This is a genomic window from Halomonas tibetensis, from assembly GCF_042643535.1.
GTDB classification, from domain to species: Bacteria; Pseudomonadota; Gammaproteobacteria; order Pseudomonadales; family Halomonadaceae; genus Halomonas; species Halomonas tibetensis.
On record NZ_JBHRSQ010000001.1, the window covers coordinates 24649 to 41980 of the forward strand.

General features: G+C 65.4%; 13 protein-coding genes and 1 tRNA gene. 6 read left to right on the top strand and 8 right to left on the bottom strand.

The features are described 5' to 3' along the window. Nucleotides 1-97 precede the first annotated feature (97 nt). The gene (gene ffh / locus ACFODV_RS00125) at nt 98-1507 is read right to left on the bottom strand and encodes a signal recognition particle protein (RefSeq protein ID WP_379752793.1); all 1410 of its coding nucleotides are present in this window, start codon (nt 1505-1507) and stop codon (nt 98-100) included. Between the two features lie 219 nt (nt 1508-1726). Between ffh and ACFODV_RS00130 the strand changes: the two genes are divergently transcribed. Both ACFODV_RS00130 and ACFODV_RS00135 read left to right on the top strand, forming a co-directional pair. Continuing rightward, nucleotides 1727-2527, top strand: a complete 801-nt coding sequence (locus tag ACFODV_RS00130; protein WP_379752796.1) for a cytochrome C assembly family protein — start codon at nt 1727-1729, stop codon at nt 2525-2527. 78 nt (nt 2528-2605) lie between these two features. Next, nucleotides 2606-3877 carry an HlyC/CorC family transporter gene (locus tag ACFODV_RS00135; protein WP_379752799.1) on the top strand — a complete coding sequence of 424 codons (1272 nt, stop codon included), beginning with the start codon at nt 2606-2608 and terminating at the stop codon, nt 3875-3877. Between the two features lie 13 nt (nt 3878-3890). Here the strand turns inward: ACFODV_RS00135 and ACFODV_RS00140 are convergent, their stop codons facing one another. Next, nucleotides 3891-4553 carry a 1-acyl-sn-glycerol-3-phosphate acyltransferase gene (locus ACFODV_RS00140; protein WP_379752829.1) on the bottom strand — a complete coding sequence of 221 codons (663 nt, stop codon included), beginning with the start codon at nt 4551-4553 and terminating at the stop codon, nt 3891-3893. Between the two features lie 71 nt (nt 4554-4624). Continuing rightward, entirely contained in the window at nt 4625-5242 is a 618-nt protein-coding gene (locus ACFODV_RS00145) for a TetR/AcrR family transcriptional regulator (protein ID WP_379752802.1), read from the bottom strand. Nucleotides 5243-5462: 220 nt separating this feature from the next. Here ACFODV_RS00145 and ACFODV_RS00150 point away from each other — a divergent pair, with 220 nt between their 5' ends. Beyond that, on the top strand, nt 5463-6137 hold the full coding sequence (locus ACFODV_RS00150; RefSeq protein WP_379752805.1) for an SOS response-associated peptidase: 675 nt from the start codon (nt 5463-5465) through the stop codon (nt 6135-6137). 65 nt (nt 6138-6202) lie between these two features. Continuing rightward, entirely contained in the window at nt 6203-9073 is a 2871-nt protein-coding gene (locus tag ACFODV_RS00155; protein ID WP_379752808.1) for an insulinase family protein, read from the top strand. An 83-nt stretch (nt 9074-9156) separates the two neighbouring features. Here ACFODV_RS00155 and sbcB read toward each other — a convergent pair whose 3' ends face one another. The 4 genes from sbcB to minC form a co-directional block, all read right to left on the bottom strand. Next, complete coding sequence (gene sbcB / locus ACFODV_RS00160) at nt 9157-10644, bottom strand: exodeoxyribonuclease I (RefSeq protein ID WP_379752811.1); 1488 nt, start codon at nt 10642-10644, stop codon at nt 9157-9159. A gap of 63 nt (nt 10645-10707) precedes the next feature. Next, nucleotides 10708-10968: a cell division topological specificity factor MinE gene (minE, locus tag ACFODV_RS00165; protein WP_290788379.1), complete on the bottom strand. Its 261-nt coding sequence runs from the start codon at nt 10966-10968 to the stop codon at nt 10708-10710. Then, nucleotides 10965-11783 (bottom strand): septum site-determining protein MinD, encoded by an 819-nt coding sequence (minD, locus tag ACFODV_RS00170; RefSeq protein WP_379752814.1) that lies wholly within the window; start codon nt 11781-11783, stop codon nt 10965-10967. The genes minE and minD overlap by 4 nt, the downstream gene beginning before the upstream one ends. A 60-nt stretch (nt 11784-11843) precedes the next feature. Then, a complete protein-coding gene (gene minC, locus ACFODV_RS00175; RefSeq protein WP_379752817.1) occupies nt 11844-12593 on the bottom strand; it encodes a septum site-determining protein MinC in 750 nt (249 codons plus the stop codon). 272 nt (nt 12594-12865) lie between these two features. On the opposite strand from minC, the gene ACFODV_RS00180 reads away from it, so the two are divergent. Then, on the top strand, nt 12866-15646 hold the full coding sequence (locus ACFODV_RS00180) for a DUF349 domain-containing protein (protein WP_379752820.1): 2781 nt from the start codon (nt 12866-12868) through the stop codon (nt 15644-15646). Nucleotides 15647-15758: 112 nt separating this feature from the next. On the opposite strand, the gene phbB is transcribed toward ACFODV_RS00180, so the two are convergent. Continuing rightward, on the bottom strand, nt 15759-16505 hold the full coding sequence (gene phbB / locus ACFODV_RS00185) for an acetoacetyl-CoA reductase (RefSeq protein WP_379752823.1): 747 nt from the start codon (nt 16503-16505) through the stop codon (nt 15759-15761). Nucleotides 16506-16693: 188 nt separating this feature from the next. Here phbB and ACFODV_RS00190 point away from each other — a divergent pair. Further along, nucleotides 16694-16770, top strand: a tRNA-Met gene (locus tag ACFODV_RS00190). The last annotated feature ends 562 nt before the right edge of the window (nt 16771-17332 follow it).

A 17332-nucleotide genomic window follows, 5' to 3' on the forward strand; every position in this document is an offset into this window, starting at 1 on the left:
GGATTCGGTCACGACAACGACCGCGACGTTCGCGGACCTGCCAGTGAAGAGGCAGTATTCTACGGAATACAGCCTCGATTGGGAACCTTTTTCGGGCTCAGCGCCTGGGCAACCCGCCGGGGCCACCCATTCCCCCCATGCCGCCGGGGCCACCAGGGCCCCCGCCGCCCATCATGCCGGACATGCCGCGCATCATGTTCTGCATGCCACCCTTCTTGCCGGCCTTCTTCATCATTTTTTGCATCTGCTTGTGCTGCTTGAGCAGACGATTGAGGTCCGGCACCTGCAGGCCGGCGCCGGTGGCGATGCGGCGCTTGCGTGAGCCATTGATGATCTCGGGGCGCCGGCGCTCATGAGGGGTCATGGAATTGATCAGCGCCTCGAGCTTGCCAAACTCCTTCTCGGGGCCTGGGCCCTGAGCCATCTCGGCCATCTGGCCCATGCCGGGCAGCTTGCCCAGTAGCCCCCCCATGCCACCCATCTTCTTGAGCTGCTGGAGCTGATCGCGGAAGTCCTCGAGGTCGAAGCCCTGGCCCTTCTTGACCTTCCTGGCCAGCTGCTCCGCTTTGCTCTTGTCGACGGTACGCTCGGCCTCCTCGATCAGCGACAGCATGTCGCCCATGCCGAGGATCCGCGAAGCGACGCGATCGGGGTGGAAGGGCTCCAGGGCGTCGACCTTCTCGCCCATGCCCATGAACTTGATCGGCTTGCCGGTCACATGGCGCACCGACAGCGCCGCACCGCCGCGGGCGTCGCCGTCGGCCTTGGTGAGGATCACGCCGGTCAGCGGCAGCGCCTCATGGAAGGCCTTGGCGGTATTCGCCGCGTCCTGGCCGGTCATGGCGTCGACGACGAACAGCGTCTCCTGGGGCGAGACGGCCTGATGCAGCGCCTTGATCTCGCCCATCATCGCCTCGTCGATGGCCAGGCGACCGGCGGTATCCACGATCAGCACATCGTGGAACTGAATCTTGGCATGCTTGATCGCCGCCTCGGCGATGTCGACGGGCTTCTGATCCGAGCGCGACGGAAAGAAATCGACGCCCACCTCGGCGGCCAGGGTCTCGAGCTGATCGATGGCCGCCGGACGATAGACGTCGGCGGAGACCACCAGCACCTTCTTTTTCTCGCGCTGCTTGAGATAGAGCGCCAGCTTGGCCACGGAGGTGGTCTTACCTGCGCCCTGGAGGCCGGCCATCAGCACCACCGCAGGGGAGCCCTTTAGGGTCAGCCCCTCATTGGCCTCGCCCATGGTCGCCTCGAGTTCCTGCTGGACGATCTTGACGAATTGCTGGCCCGGCGAGAGGCTCTTGGAAACCTCCTGGCCCACCGCTCGCTCGCGCACCCTTTCTATGAAGTCCTTGACCACTGGCAGGGCGACATCGGCCTCGAGCAGCGCCCGGCGAACCTCACGCAGGGTATCCTTAATATTCTCTTCGGTCAGGCGCGCCTGACCCTTGATCGACTTGAGCGTCTGCGAAAGACGATCGCTGAGATTCTGAAACATTGGCCTCTCCAGAGGTGACGGCCCGAAAGTGGCGACGATTATACGCGCTGTGGCCGCCAGTCTCCATGCGCTATGCCCACCTGCTCCATGCCGAGACTTTGGCTATGGCGGCAGGGTGACGCATCTGCCGCGCTGTGCGCTGCCCAAGGGATTGGGTATAGTAGCTCAACGCCATTAACTCTCACGTCATTCATTCCACAGGCGCACGGAACGCAATCGATGCAGGCGCTCTCCCTGGCCTTCCTGGCCTTCCTACTCTATCTGGCCGCCGCCTCCTGGCAGGGCCTGGTTCTGCTCCGCAGGGCCGCACCGCAGCCGTTGCTGGTACGCGGCATGGCTCTGCTGGGGCTGCTCTGCCACGTGCCGCTGGCCATCGGCCTGTTCGGTCACGACGAGCCGGTGCTGCCCGGCCTCTCGACCAGCGTGATCCTGATCAGCGCCGGCGTGGTTGCGGTGCTGCTGCTGGCCAGCCTGTTCAAGCCGATACTCAATGCCGCAGTGGGTATCCTGCCGCTGGCCGGTCTGGCGCTGCTGCTGGCGGCGGGGCTCCCGAGCCCCGAACGCGTCGAGGGGCTGACCCCCGGCATCGCCCTGCACGCCCTCAGCTCGCTGCTGGCCTTCGCCGTGCTGGCCATTGCCGCCGTTCAGGCGGTGCTGCTGGGCCTGCAGAACCGCGCACTGCGCCAGCACCATATTCGTGGGCTGGTCCAGGCGCTGCCGCCGCTCACCACCATGGAGCGAGTGCTCTTCGAGCTGATCTGGGTCGGCGTGGGACTGCTTACCCTGTCGATCCTTAGCGGCTTTCTGTTCCTCGACAGCATGTTCGCCCAGCACCTGGCCCACAAGACCATCCTCTCCCTGGCGGCCTGGGTGATCTTCTCGGTGCTACTGTTCAGCCACCACCGGCTGGGCTGGCGGGGCATGCGAGCGGTGCGCTGGACCCTAGGCGGCTGCGGCGTGCTTCTGGTGGCTTACTTCGGCAGCAAGTTCGTGCTTGAAGTGCTGCTGGGCCGCGGCTGAGGCCACGCCGGGCGCCTTGACAGCGCGCGCTCCTCTCCCGTCAAATCGTGCTTGACACGCCAATGAGGACCCTTCGACTTGAGCGACGACTTCCCGCTGGGATTGCTATTCGGCCTGCTGTTCCTGCTCATCTGCCTCTCCGCCTTCTTCTCCAGTTCCGAGACCGGCATGATGTCGATCAACCGCTACCGGCTGAGCCATCTGGCCAACAGCGGCGAGCCTCGAGCGCAGCGCGTGGCACGGCTACTGGCCAGACCAGACCGCCTGATCGGTGTGATACTGATTGGCAACAACTTCGTCAACAACCTGGCGGCCTCCATCGCCACCATCATCGCCATCCACTTCTTCGGTGAAGTCACCGGTCCTGCGGTATCCACGGCGCTGTTGACCATCACCGTGCTGATCTTCGCCGAGGTCACACCCAAGACCTATGCGGCGGTGAAGCCCGAGCGCATTGCCTTTCCTGCCTCTCGGGTCCTGGAACCGCTGCTCAAGCTGCTCTACCCGCTGGTGTGGCTGGTCAATGCCATCTCCAACGGCCTGCTGCGCCTGATGGGCGTGAAGAGCATCGACGGTGGCGCCGACAACCTGACTCGCGACGAGCTGCGCACCGTGGTGCACGAAGCAGGCACCCTGATTCCCCAGCGCCACCAGGCCATGCTGCTGTCGATCCTCGACCTCGAAAATGTCACCGTGAACGACATCATGGTGCCGCGCCATGAGGTCATGGGCATTGATCTTGATGACGACCTGGAAGAGATCCTGACCCAGATTCGCACCAGCCAGCACACCCGCTTGCCGATCTACAAGGGCGATATCAACAACATCGTCGGCATGCTGCATCTGCGCAACGCGGCGCGCTTCCTCTCCCGCGCCGAGGTCACCAAGGCGGCCATCGTCCAGGAAGCCCGCGAGCCCTACTTCATTCCGGAATCCACGCAGCTTCACACCCAGCTGCTCAACTTTCAGAAGCAGAAACGGCGCATCGGCATCGTGGTGGACGAATACGGTGACGTGGAGGGGCTTGTGACCCTGGAGGATATCCTCGAGGAGATCGTTGGCGAGTTCACCACTGACGTGGCGGGCATGGAACAGGATATCCATCGCCAGGAGGACGGCAGCCAACTGATCGAGGGTACCGCCACCATTCGCGACATCAACAAGGCTCTCGGCTGGCAGCTGCCCACTGACGGCCCCAAGACCCTCAATGGCCTGATACTGGAGCATCTGGAGGCCTTTCCCGATGGTCCCGCCTGCCTGCAGGTGAGCAACGTGCGCATGGAAATCCTCGAGGTGCGCGACAATCTGGTGACCGCTGCGCGCTGTTGGCAGGCCCCGCGCCGGCGGTGAGGGCGGCGCGGGATCAGAGGCGCTCCAGCGCCTCTACCGCCGCCGGTTCGGCCCAGCCGTCGGCCTCGAGCTTGAGTTCCCTCACCCGCCACTCCAGCTCCGCCCGACCTGCCCGTTCTGGAGAGAGCTGCTCGCCGAAGTGCAGCGCCACCCGGGCGCGGAACCGCCGCGGACGGCCGCTCAGGGCCGGGGCATGGCAGTGAGAGGTCCAGGAACCCCACAGGCCGGAGAGACCCACCGGAATCACCGGCACCGGGTCGCGTGCCAGGATCAGCTCCAGACCGCGCCGGAAGGGATGGATCTCGCCGTCCGGCGTCAGACGCCCCTCGGGGAAGAGCATCACCACTTCGCCCTCGCGCAGCGCGCGACTCACCTCGAGAAGGGCACGGCGCACGTTGCCCGGGTCGTGCCGCTCAGACTCCACGGGGATAGCCCCCACCAGGCGGAACAGCCAGTTGAGCCAGGGCGAATCATAGATCGGCTTGTCCATCAGAAATCGCAGCGGCCGGCGGCTGGCGCCGCCGATGACCAGGGCATCCATGAAGCTGACGTGGTTGCAGACCACCAGGGCCGCACCGTGGGCGGGGATATGCTCTGCGCCACGCAGACGAAGCCGATAGATGAGACGCACACCCAGGTAGATCAGGTAGCGCACGACCCGTCGTGGACGGCTCACCACCCACCAGGCCAGCGCCAGACTTAGGCCAGCGAGCCCGACCCAGGCCACCACTCCCCACGCCGATGAGATCACGTTGTGGCGGGCCTCACCTCGAGGCCCGCCAGGATGGTGCAGAGAAGTTGGTCAAGAAGTTCTCCGACCTCTAGCTGCTGGCCCTGCCAGTAGCCAAGTCGCTCGTTGAGCCCAAGCAGCACCAGACCGTGGACGCTACCCCACAGGGTGCGCGCCAGGCGTCGTGCCTCCAGGTCGTCCAGCGCCGGCTGATACTCTTTCAAAGTCGCCTCCACCCGGAGGAAGAGTCCCTCGATCATGTCGCTCTGGCGCTGATCCAACTCGCCTTCCTGGGCCAGGGGATAGTCGAACAGCAGCTGCCAGCGGTAGGCATCACGCTGGGCGAACTGCCAATAGGCCCGCGCCAGGGCGCTGAGCCTCTGTTTCGGGGTAGCCTCGCTGGTCAACGGCTCGATCACTTCACGCAGATGCGCCAGGGTCTCGATGTTGACGTGCTGCAGCAGGTTGTTGAAGCTGCCATAGAGCTTGAGCAGGGTACTGGGAGCGCAACCCACCTCCCGAGCCAGGGCGCGCAGGGAGAGGGTATGCACCGGATTCTCCTGCAGCCAGGCATCGCAAGCCGCCATGACCTGAGCATGGAGCTCCTCGGGTGCATGCTGTCTGGGACGGGCCATTATTTCCTCGCGAGCCTCGAACGGGCGGTTGGGTAGGCGGGACAGCCGCTAAATCGCACCGTCCCGGCCACCAAGGATAGCGCATTTCGAACACTGTTTTCGATACCCGCCTCTCTGCGTACCGCTTTTCCCTGCAGTCTTATGCCCCAGCATGCGCTCTGCCCTTTCCTCCACCCCTCCCCTTGGTTACCCTGAACGACCTATCCCCTGCGGAGCGACCATGGCCGGAAGACTGCATATTGCCCCCTTCGACCTTGCGCGCCTGCTGCCGGAACTGACCGTCGACGCCCCCCTGATGACCAGTGCCAACATGGCCCCGCGCCATATGCTCTCGGCCATTCGCCTGGAGGCAGGACGTCCGCGCCTGAGCCGATTGTTCTGGGGGCTAACCCCGCCCTGGCTGGAAGTGCTTGACCACGCGCCCCACTGCGCTCGAGCCGAATCGCTGGAGTCACGCCCGATGTTTCGCGAGGCCTTCCAGGTGAGGCGCTGCCTGGTTCCGGCCAGCGGCGTCTATGCCTGGAAGGCCCAGCCTCGCTTCAAACAGCCCTTCCTGATCACTCGAGTCGATCGCGGACCGCTTCTGCTGGCGGGGCTGTGGTGCCGCTTTCACACCAGCCTGGCCGAGCATACCGACTCCCTGGCGTTGATCACCGTGCCGACCAATCGCCTGCTGGCGCCGCTCACCGACCGTCTGCCGGCGGTAATCGATCCCGCCCAGGCTCGTCGCTGGCTCGACCCGGAGACGCCGCTGGAACAGATTCGCGCCCTGCTCATTTCCGCCCCGTTGGAACTGTTGGGCGCATTCCCGGTATCAAGACGTGTGAACAATCCCGCGCACCAGGACGCCGCCTGCGCTCATCCGGTCGGACCCATGCTGCGCCAGCCCGACTGACGCCGTTGCGATGCACCCCCGTCATGACGCGCCGAGCCACGATGCCTAGATCCACAGGAGAGACGATGTCCCTTACCCCGACTGCTCGATGCTGCAGCCTGGCTGCTGCCGCGGCGCTGCTGATCACCGGCCCCGCCGTGGCCGAACGCCACCCGGAAGCGGGCGCCATCGCCGAGGTGGTCTCGCCGCTGGTCAGCCCCCATGACAGCCGCGACTATCGGGTGCTGACCCTGGAAAACGGCCTCACCGCCCTGCTGGTCAGCGACCCCGATGCCGACAAGGCCGCCGCCTCAATGAACGTTTCAGTGGGCAGCGCCCAGGACCCGGAGGACCTCGCCGGCCTGGCCCACTTCCTGGAGCACATGCTGTTCCTGGGCACCGAGCCCTTCCCGGAGGCCGATGCCTACCAGGGCTATATTTCTCGCCGCGGCGGTAGCCACAACGCCTTCACCGCCCCCCAGGACACCAACTATTTTTTCGACATCGACCCCGACGCCCTGGAAGGCGCCCTGGATCGCTTCAGCCAGTTCTTCATCTCGCCGCTGTTCAACGCGGACCGACTGGAGAGTGAGCGCAACATCGTGCACTCGGAATACATGGCGCGCATCCGCGATGATGGCCGCCGCGAAAACGACGTGCTCAACGCCCTGCTCAACCCGGAGAATCCCACCAACAGCTTCTCCGTGGGCAGCCGCGAGACTCTGGCCGACCGCCCCGAGGGCGAGCCCAGCCTGCGCGAGCGGGTGATCGACTTCTACCAGCGCTACTACGACGCCAACGTCATGCACCTGACGCTGGTGGCACCGCAGCCGCTGGATGAACTCGAGACCCTGGTCGCCGAACGATTCACCGGCATCGCCGACCGCGGGCTAGAAGCCCCCAGGATCACCGCCCCGCTGGCGCTGGAGGAGGCGCAGCCCCAGCGCGTCGCGCTGCAGTCAGTGCGCGACAGCCGCCACCTGCGCCTGCTCTTCCCGATCCCCGACCCCATTGCCGAGTATCGCCACAAGCCCGCCGACCTCGTGGCGCACCTGCTGGGCCACGAAGGCGAAGGCAGCCTGCTCGCGGTGCTGCGCGAAGCCGGCTGGGCCGATGGGCTCTCCGCCGGCGTTTCCCGCGGTGACGGCCACCACGCCCTGTTTAGCGTCAACATCAGCCTGACTCCGGACGGCGCCAAAGCGCGCGACGCCATCGAGGCCACTCTCTTCGCCGCCATCGAACAGCTTCGCGCAGGGGGGCTCGAGGCATGGCGCTACGACGAGAAGGCCAGGCTCGCCGAACAGCAGTTTCGCTTTCAGCAGCACGGCGCGCCCCGCCAGGAGGCCATGCGGCTGTCCATGAATCTGTCGCGCTTCCCGGTAGAGGATGTGCAGTATGCCGCCTATCGCATGGACGGTTTCGCGCCGGAGCGCAGCGCGGTCTACCTCGACGCCCTCACCCCCGACAACCTGATTCGCCTCTACAGCGCCCCCGACGTTGAAGGCGACATCACCTCACCCTGGTTCCATACCCCCTGGGTGGAAGACAGGGCTGAAGACAGGGCTGAAGACAAGCGCCAGGAAGTCAGCGGCGAGGCCAACGCACTGGCAGGCCTGGCTCTGCCCGACCCCAACCCCTTCATCGCCGAAGACCTCACTCTGCGTGACGTTCAGGACGAACGGCCTCGGCGTCTGGTGGAAGCGCCCGCCTTCGACCTGTGGCACATGGCAGACGCTACCTTCAACACTCCCAAGGTGGAGTGGCGATTCAGCCTGCAGCACCCGGAGGCGGCCAGCTCCGCCCGGGATGCCGCCCTGGCGCGACTGCTGGCCGGCTGGCTGGACGACAGCCTCAACGAGGCCTTCTATCCGGCACGCCTGGCCGGGCAGCACTTCGAGGCCTATGCCCACGCCCGCGGCATCACCCTGTCGTTCTCCGGCTGGCGCGACCGGCAGGAGCGAATGATAGAGCGGGTGCTGAATCAGTTGCAGGTCGGCGATATAAGCGAAGCTAGCGTCGAACGTGTGCGCTATCGCCTGCAGCGAGAGTGGCGCAACGCGCCCCAGGCGGCACTGCACCGTCAGGCCGGCCGTACCCTGGCCGAGGCCCTGGTGCGCCCTCAGTGGCCCAGCGCCGCCCTGCTGGAGGCGAGCCGTGAGCTCAACGCGGATGACCTGCGCGACTATCGCGACGCCCTTACGACCGAGCTGCGCCTGGAGGCCATGGCCGTGGGCAATCTGACAGACGACGAGGCCGAGGCCCTGGGACGCCAAGTCGCCAAGGCACTTGCTCCGACCCTCGAAGCATCCGCCATTCCCGACCTCACGCCGCTGAGGGCCGACGCCGATCTGCCTAGTCTTACGCCCCACACCAGCCGCGAGGAGTCGGTGGTGCTGCGCTATCTGCAGGGCCCCGACCGTTCACTGGCCAGCCAGGCTCGTCTGGCGGTCCTCGGCCAGCTGATCGACACCCCCTTCTACCAGCGTCTGCGCACCGAGGAGCAGCTCGGGTACGTGGTTAACGCCGGCTACTCCCCGATGCTGGACGCCCCGGGGCTGGCGCTGCTGGTGCAATCACCGGAAACCGAGAGCGCGGCGATCGATGCACGCATTGATGCCTTCCTCGACGACTTCGAAACTACGTTGGCCGCGCTGGACGACGAAACCCTGGCCCCCTATCGCCAGGCAGTGCACGACAGCCTGATCCAGCGCGACACCAGCCTCGCCGGGCGCGCCGGCCGGTTATGGCAGGCCATGTCCTTCGGCGACACCGAGTTTGACCGCCGCGAGCGGCTCGCCGAGCAGGCGCTGGCGGTCGACGCCGATGATCTGCGCGAGCTGTGGCCAAACCTTCGCGAAACGGCGGTGGCCCGTGTCGCCTACGACCCGGGAAACGAGCCAGACGACGTGCTGGCGCTGACCCAGCATCTGGAGCCGCTCCCGGAGGTCGAAGAATAAGGGGTAATGCGTAAGTCGCAAGGTGAGAACGCAGCGCCCGGCCAAGATGGCCGGGCGCTGTCATTGCGGGCATCAAAAAAGGATCAGTCGAAGGCCTGGGGCGGCATGATCGCCTCCACATGCATCACCAGCTCCTCGAGCACCTGGCGGTCGCGGTCGCTCAGCGCCACCTGATTGAGCCGCTCTATCTCCCGGGCGAAACCCTTGAGGGTAAGGCCGGCCACCGACGAGTCGTTCATGCGCGCCCAGCGATAGGCCTCCCACTGGGCCAGCTCCTCGCCCTCCAGGGTTTCGGGATAGCTGCGCGCCCGGAAGCGGAACAGCATCTCCTCCAGGCGCGGGTCCTGGAAGGCGAAACGCGCCCCCACCAGATCCCAGGGATCGCTGTCACGCACGCGCTGCATCTGCTGGCGGTCCGCCGGCGAGAAGAAACCGCCGGCGTAGAGCATCAGGTCGGGGTCCTCGGGGCCCGCAGGCGGCGGGGCGGCGAACACCTCGCTCACCCGGGCAGCCACTTCGGGGTGAGCAGCGAGGCGTTTCCAGTGCTCGCGGCAGGCCACCACATCAAGCCCCAGCCGGGTGACGATTTCCCCGTATTCGCCCTGGCGTGGGCCCTCCACGTCCTTAAGCGCACTGGCCGGAAAAAGCACCGGGCACTTGTTGATGTGAATGACCTTGAGGGGGATACGCTCCTCGCCCTCGGCCAGGTCATCGTTGCTGACGAAGACGCGCTGGCGGATTTGCTCGGCGGAGAGGTCGAAGAGCGGGGTCGGGTCCATCGAGAGATCGTAGACGATGACTCCGTTGGGGTTGGTGGGATGCTCAGCCAACGGCACCACGAGGGCGGCGCAGCCGCGGCTGGCCGGATAGCGGCGAGAGATGTGCAGCACCGGCTTGCGCCCCGGCACGTCGAGCAGCCGGGCCACCGAACGCTTGCCGCGAAGCCCCAGCAGATACTCGAAGAGCCGAGGGTTTGCCTCTTTCAGCCGCTTCGCCAGAGCAATTGTCGCGCGCACATCGGCCAGGGCATCATGGGCGCCCACGTGGGCGATGCCATTGGCCGCGGTCAAGTCCTCGAGGCGAAAACTCGGCGCGCCATCCTCCCGGCTCGGCCACTCGATACCTGACGGGCGCAGGGCATGGAAGGCCCGCACCACGTCGATCAGATCCCAGCGGGAATTGCCGTTCTGCCACTCGCGCGCATAGGGGTCGATCAGATTGCGATAGAAAAGGTGGCGGGTCACCTCGTCGTCGAAACGCAGGCTGTTGTAGCCCAGCACGCAGGTACCTGGCGCGCTCATCAACTCCTCGATGCGTCCGGCAAACTCCGCTTCGGGCAGGCCTCGGCGGCGCGCCTGCTGAGGCGTGATTCCGGTAATCAGGCAGGCCTGGGGATGGGGCAGATAGTCGTCGGCGGGCTTGCAGAACCACTCCACCGGCTCACCGACCTCGTTGAACTCGGCATCGGTGCGGATCGCCGCGAACTGGGCCGGGCGGTCACGGCGCGGGTCGGCGCCGAAGGTTTCGTAGTCGTGCCACAGAAAGGTCAGCGGGGCAGCAGGGGGCGCCATGGGCTAGCTCTCCGACGGTCATGCTGGATGGAGGCCACAGCCTAGCACAGCACCGCTCGTCACTCAGCCGGGCGAGCCCTTGGGCAGAGTGACGTTGAGCTCCAGCACCGAGCAGTTGTCCTCGCTGTCCAGGCTGATGTTGATGGCGTCGTCGTCCACCTGGACATAGCGACGGATCACCTCCAGCAGCTCTTTTTCCAACATTGGCATATAGTCGGGCTGGCCACGCTGAGTGCGCTGATGTGCCACGATGATCTGCAGCCGCTCCTTGGCGACCGAGGCGGACTTCTTGCGCTCTCGCTTCAGGAATTCAAGCAGTTTCACCGGCGAACTCCTCCAAACATGCGGCTGAGCAGGCTTTTCTTCTGGTACTCGTGGAAACGCAGGGGCACATCCTCGCCGAGCAGGCGCGCTACCGTATCGGTGTAGGCCTGGCCGGCATCACTGGCGGCGTCGTGGGTCACGGGTACCCCCTGGTTGGAGGCACGCAGCACCGCTTCGGACTCGGGAATCAGGCCGATCAGGTCGATGGCCAGGATCTCGCGGATATCATCGAGGTTGAGCATATCACCCAGATCGACCCGCTCCGGATTGTAGCGAGTGACCAGCAGGTGCTCCTTGATCGGCTCCTCACCGCGCTCGGCGCGACGCGTCTTGGAGGCCAGCAGGCCGAGGATGCGGTCGGAGTCACGCACCGAGGAAACCTCGGGGTTGGTGACCACGATGGCCTCATCGGCGTAGTACATGGCCAGCTGGGCGCCGCGTTCGATGCCTGCCGGGGAGTCGCAGAGAATGTAATCGAAATCCTTTTTCAGGGCCTCAAGCACCTTCTCGACGCCCTCCTGACTCAGGGCGTCCTTGTCACGGGTCTGGGAGGCCGGAAGAATATGCAGATTGTCGACACGCTTGTCGCGGATCAATGCCTGGCTCAGCCCGGCCTCTCCCTGGATCACGTTGACCAGGTCATAGACCACTCGGCGCTCGCAGCCCATGATAAGATCAAGGTTGCGAAGCCCCACGTCGAAGTCGATGACCACAGTCTTGTTGCCGCGCAGCGCCAGGCCGGTGGCGATGGCTGCTGCGCTGGTTGTCTTGCCGACGCCTCCCTTGCCGGAGGTCACAACGATGATCTTGGCCAAGAGTCGCTTCCTGTCTGTCATTGAATGGTAAAGAGAAAACCGTCTCGGTCGTGTCGAGCCTCAGGCCAGCGACGTGATACCGAGTTGGTCTCCGTCGAGACGCACCTGCACCATAACGCCAAGCAGGCGCGGGTCGATGTCCTCGAGACGCTTGTAGTTTCCGGCCACCGAGAGCAGCTCGGCGTGGAGTTCACGGCAGAAGATGCCAGCCAGGGGATCACCGTGGATGCCGGCCAGAGCCCGGCCGCGCAGGGCGCCGTAGACGTGCACGCTGCCCGCAGCCAGCACCTCGGCGCCGGCATTGACCGCGCCGACAACCACCAGATCCCCCTCGGGAGCGGTAATCTGCTGGCCGGAACGCACCGTGCCACGAAAGATCCTGCCGCCACTGGCAACGCCCGGCGGAGAAGACAGGGCGGGCTCTTCCTCGCGGCTTTCCTCGATGTCCGCCGAGGATACACTCTCGAGCGCCCTGGGACGGTTCGGCTCCAGGGGTGGGAACCAGCCAAGGCCCAGCGCCCAGGCGGACTGTTTCACCGGCTCGGCGCCACCGCGCACGGCCACCGGCAGAAGCTTGTGGGCACGGCAGACCGCACAGATGCGTTCAAGTGCCAGGTGCGGCTCGTCAAGCTTCTCGACGCTGAGCACAACCGGCGTATGCTGAAAGAAGGCCGGGGACTGGCTCAGCTTGCCGGCCAGCTGGTCGCGGATCCTCTCGGGGTCCGCGCTGTTCAGCTCCATGACCGTCATCGGTAGCATGCCGCCCTTGAAGGTAAAGGCCATGCCGTCCCTGTCCACTTTGAGGCTCATTGCCGAACTCCACATGGGTGTTGGTCGAGGTACGTCACTAAAGCTAAGCGAGTGTCGTGCCCCCTGCAACTGATCATACGCCTAGCGGCTGCTCCCTGTCAGTGTCTCCAGACGGCCACAACACAGGCTTTTCCCCAGCGGCACCGCATGCTTAGATACTCTTATGCCCATTACCGGTGCTGCGCCTGATGGCCTGCCCGGGACTACTCGACAGCCACCAACAACCGACCGGCGCGTCCCGGTGCGTGATGCGCCCCTTATCAGGATCGCCCATGTCAGGACTCTTTCGCCGTCTGTTCGCCCCGCGCTGGCAGCACCCCGACCCGCAGGTACGACGCCAGGCCATTGCGCGCCTCGACACCGCGCGTGACGAACACCGCCAGGCACTGGAGCGGCTCGCCCGGGACGAGGAGTCGTCCGTGCGGGCCACCGCGCTGGCTCGCCTGGAGGACCCCGAGCGGCTGCTCGGCCTGCTCGACGAAGGCGACGCCTCGGAAGAGCTCTTCCGCCGGCTGATCACCCTGCTCGCCGGGCGCACCGGAAGCCTGGAACTGGGGGCTCGAGTCGCTCTTATCGAACGGCTCCATGACGCCACCCTTCTGGCAGAGCTCTGCCTGCAGGGCGACAACCAGCGGCTGCGCCTGGCCGCCCTGGAAAAGCTGGACGGCGAGGAAGCGCTGATCCGCCAGGCCTGCGACAACGGTATCGCTGCCGTTCGCCATGCCGCCGCCGAGCGGGTCACCAGCGAAGCCGGACTGGCTCGCCTCGCCCAACAGGCCCGTCGCGACAGCCAGGTGATGCGCCAAGCCCGTGAGCGCCTCAACCGCCTGCGAGCCGACACTGCCCAACTGGCCGCCGGCCGTGAGCGCCGCGAAACGCTTCTCGCTGACCTGGAGCGCCATGCCACCGCTCCCTGGGAACCGCTTTATGCCGGTCGCTTTCGCCACTTGATGCGCGAATGGGCGACCCTGCAGGATCTACCCGACGCCAGCCAGGAGCGCCGCTACCACGACGCTTGCCTGCGCTGCCGCAAGGTGATCGGCGACCACGAGGCTCAGCAGCGCGCCAATGAAGCCGCCGAGGCGCGCCGCGAAGACGCCGAGCAGGCCAGGGTGGCACTGGTGGAGGCCCTCGAGGAGGGAGTCGAGGCCCTGGGTCGCAGCGAGGTGGTCATGACCCAGGACATTGCCAGCTTGCGTGCCCAGAAGCAGCTGCTGGCGAACCGCTGGCAGGCGCTTTCCGACCAGCACCTGGCCGACCAGGCGCTCCGCCAACGCTACGACGCCGTCCGCGAGGGCTTCGAGCACATCAGCCAAGCCTGGGTCCGCCTGGAGGAGCGCGCCGACGAGGTCGAGCGCGCCCTACTCGATGGCGATGACGAGCGCCTTGCGGCCCTCCTCGGCGCCCTCGCCTGGCCTGCGGACCTGGCCCCTACCCCCCTGCTGCTCAAAGCTCGCGAACGCCTGGTTCAGAAGGACGCCCCGACCGAGGACCAGACGGAGCGCCTGGCTCGCTTCGTCGCTGATCTCGACGAGCTGGAACGCCTGCTTGAGCGCGGCGCCTTCAAGAGCGCCAGCCGACTTCATCAACGCCTGCGCCAGACCGCCGACAAGCTCGACGCCAGCGCTCACCAGCCCCACGCGTCGCGCCTCAGGCAGCTGGGCGCACGGCTGGCCGAACTGCGCGACTGGCGCAGTTTCGTGGCGGGTCCCAAACGCGATCAGCTTGTCCAGGCCATCGAGGCCCTGGCCGAGGAGGACACCCTCGTCGACGCCAGCCTGGACCGCCGCCATCGCCAACTGGTCAAGGAGTGGAAGTCGCTGGGCGACGCCGCCGCCAACCGCGAGCAATCGTCCCGCTTCCGGGCCGCCTCCGACCGCATCCACGCACGCCTGACCCCGTGGCGGGAGCGCCTCGATCATGAGCGCCAGGCCAACCTGACCCTCCGCGAGACCCTGTGCGAACAGCTCGAGACGCTGCTTGACCAACCCGCCGAGGAAGCCGATCCGGATGCACTGCGCGAGATCCGCGATCGCGCCCGTGACCAGTGGCGGCGAGCCGCACCGGTGCCCCGGGATCAGGCCGAAGCCATTGGGCGTCGCTTCGGTCGCATCCGGCACGCGCTTCAGGCGCTGATCGACCAGCGCGCCCAATCGGTCGCCGAGACCAAACGCGATCTCATCGAACAGGTGCGCGCTCTGCTCGGCCAAACGATGCCCGCCGCCCGCCGCGCCGAGGCGGTCAAGGCGCTGCAGCAGCGCTGGCGCGACCTGGGCCGAGCCCCGCGGGGCGAAGAGCAGGCGCTATGGCGCGAGTTCCGGGATCTGTGCGACCAGGTGTTCGCCTCTCGGGAGGCCGAGCGCGACGACCGCACCCAGCAATCCCGCAAACGCCAGGAGACCATGCAGGCGCTGATCGAGCGAATGGATGCCTGGCATCCCGCCGGCAGCGACGACGAGGCCGTGCTCACCGCCGCGATCGCCGAGGCTGCGGCGCTGGAACCGCTCCCCGGTGGGCGTCGCACAGAAGGCATGCGGCGCCGCTGGTCAGGCATCGTGCGCGCTCGCCGCCAGCGACTCGAACGCTTGGCAGTCGTGGAAGAAGTGGAGCGCTGGCGTGCCGTGCAGCCACTGCTGAACGCTCATCTGGAGGCCGACGCCGATCGCCTGGCCGGCGGCGAAGTTCGCGAGGTAGCAGTCCCCGAGGGGTTGAGCCTGGCGGATGATATGCACGGCGCCCACGCCCGTCGCAATGCGGCACGCCAGGAGTCTGCTGACGAGAAGGAGATGGAAGAGCGATTGGCGCGAGTGCGAGTGCACCTTTCCCTGCTCGCCGTGGGCAGCGTCAGCCACCGCGACGACCCGCTGCGTCTGGCGATCCAGGTGGAGCGCCTCAACGAGAGCCTGAGCCGCGAGCTCTCGAGCGCCGAAGAGGTGCACGGCGTGCTGCGTGAACTGCTGGCCGCCGGGCCAATAGCGCCTGCGCTGTGGAGCCGCGAGGTAGGGGAGCTTGACCGGATGCTCGAGCGCCTGACGCACCTGCCGCCGCCCTGACGGCCGCCACTCACCCACAAAACGCAGGAGCGCGAGGGGTCACCTCGAGCTCCTGCATCATTCGGGGCGTAGCCCCTGCCCGGTCGGCAGGGGTCACGGTCATTCAAGGCGATCAGCCCATGAACTGGCCGCCGTTGATATCGATGTTGGCCCCGGTGATGAAGCCAGACTCTTCGTGGGCCAGATAGGCCACCAGGCGACCGATCTCCTCCGGCTTGCCGTAGCGCTTGACCGGGATGGTCTCGCGGATGGACTCACGGACCTTCTCGGGGATCTTCATGATCATGTCGGTGGCGATATAGCCCGGCGACACGGTATTCACGGTGATGCCCTTGGTGGCGGTCTCCTGAGCCAGTGCCATGGTCAGGCCGTGCATCCCCGCCTTGGCGGCAGAGTAGTTCACCTGGCCGAACTGTCCCTTGCGGCCGTTGATGGAAGAGATGTTGATGATTCGGCCGTACTGCTTCTCCAGCATGGTATCGAGCACGCTGCGGCAGGTATTGAAGACGCTGTTGAGGTTAGTGTCGATGACCTCGTGCCACTGCTCCGGTGTCATCTTTTTCATGGTGCCATCGCGGGTGATGCCCGCGCAGTTGACCAGGACACCGATCGGGCCATGCTTCTCCTCGATCTCCTTGACCCCCTTGATGCAGGCATCGAAATCCACCAGGTCCACCCCGGAGATGTCGATGTTGCTGTAGCCGTCGGCCTTCTGAGCCTCGAGCCAGCTCTTGGCCTTCTCCGGATTATGGTAGCCAGCGACCACCTGATAGCCTTCATCGGCCAGCGAACGGCAGATGGCACTGCCGATGCCGCCGGTTCCACCGGTCACCCAAGCAACGATTGCGTTGTTGGCCATTGTAACCTCCCTGATTGTCATGACGCTGTGGCCAGGCCAGCTCGGCCGGCGCACCAATTATTATCTGAAGCGTTGCCCGTTTGATGACAACTCGGACGAGTATGGACCAGGAAGCGGTGCCGGGACGAGCGTTTGAACCCCACCCCTTGACTAAAGGGGTAATTTCTGTAGAATACGCAACACGTTGATGCGGGGTGGAGCAGTCTGGTAGCTCGTCGGGCTCATAACCCGAAGGTCATCGGTTCAAATCCGGTCCCCGCTACCAAACATAGAAAAAGCCAGATCCGACAGGGTCTGGTTTTTTTGCGTCTGATGACCCGTCATCGGTTCCCTCTCGTTTCAAGTTCAGCGGTCCCCGCTACCAAACATAGAAAAAGCCAGATCCGACAGGGTCTGGTTTTTTTGCGTCTGATGACCCGTCATCGGTTCCCTCTCGTTTCAAGTTCAGCGGTCCCCGCTACCAAACATAGAAAAAGCCAGATCCGACAGGGTCTGGTTTTTTTGCGTCTGATGACCCGTCATCGGTTCCCTCTCGTTTCAAGTTCAGCGGTCCCCGCTACCAAACACAGAAAAAGCCAGATCCGACAGGGTCTGGTTTTTTTGCGCCTAATGACCCGTCATCGGTTCCCTCTCGTTTCAAGTTCAGCGGTCCCCGCTACCAAACATAGAAAAAGCCAGATCCGACAGGGTCTGGTTTTTTGGTTCTTCGTCGTTTCATGTGGATTTGGCCTGATCAAGCAGGCGGCCCACAGGGCTGCCAATCAGGTAGATCATGGCGATGAAGTTGGCCTCGTTTCGGTAGCCGCGTGCGCGTGACCTGGCAGCTT

Bases quoted from the DNA above. Each gene is read 5' to 3' on its own strand.
- ffh (WP_379752793.1), bottom strand. From the start codon at position 1,507: ATGTTTCAGAATCTCAGCGATCGTCTTTCGCAGACGCTCAAGTCGATC.
- ACFODV_RS00130 (WP_379752796.1), top strand. From the start codon at position 1,727: ATGCAGGCGCTCTCCCTGGCCTTCCTGGCCTTCCTACTCTATCTGGCC.
- ACFODV_RS00145 (WP_379752802.1), bottom strand. From the start codon at position 5,242: ATGGCCCGTCCCAGACAGCATGCACCCGAGGAGCTCCATGCTCAGGTC.
- ACFODV_RS00150 (WP_379752805.1), top strand. From the start codon at position 5,463: ATGGCCGGAAGACTGCATATTGCCCCCTTCGACCTTGCGCGCCTGCTG.
- ACFODV_RS00155 (WP_379752808.1), top strand. From the start codon at position 6,203: ATGTCCCTTACCCCGACTGCTCGATGCTGCAGCCTGGCTGCTGCCGCG.
- sbcB (WP_379752811.1), bottom strand. From the start codon at position 10,644: ATGGCGCCCCCTGCTGCCCCGCTGACCTTTCTGTGGCACGACTACGAA.
- minC (WP_379752817.1), bottom strand. From the start codon at position 12,593: ATGAGCCTCAAAGTGGACAGGGACGGCATGGCCTTTACCTTCAAGGGC.
- ACFODV_RS00180 (WP_379752820.1), top strand. From the start codon at position 12,866: ATGTCAGGACTCTTTCGCCGTCTGTTCGCCCCGCGCTGGCAGCACCCC.
- phbB (WP_379752823.1), bottom strand. From the start codon at position 16,505: ATGGCCAACAACGCAATCGTTGCTTGGGTGACCGGTGGAACCGGCGGC.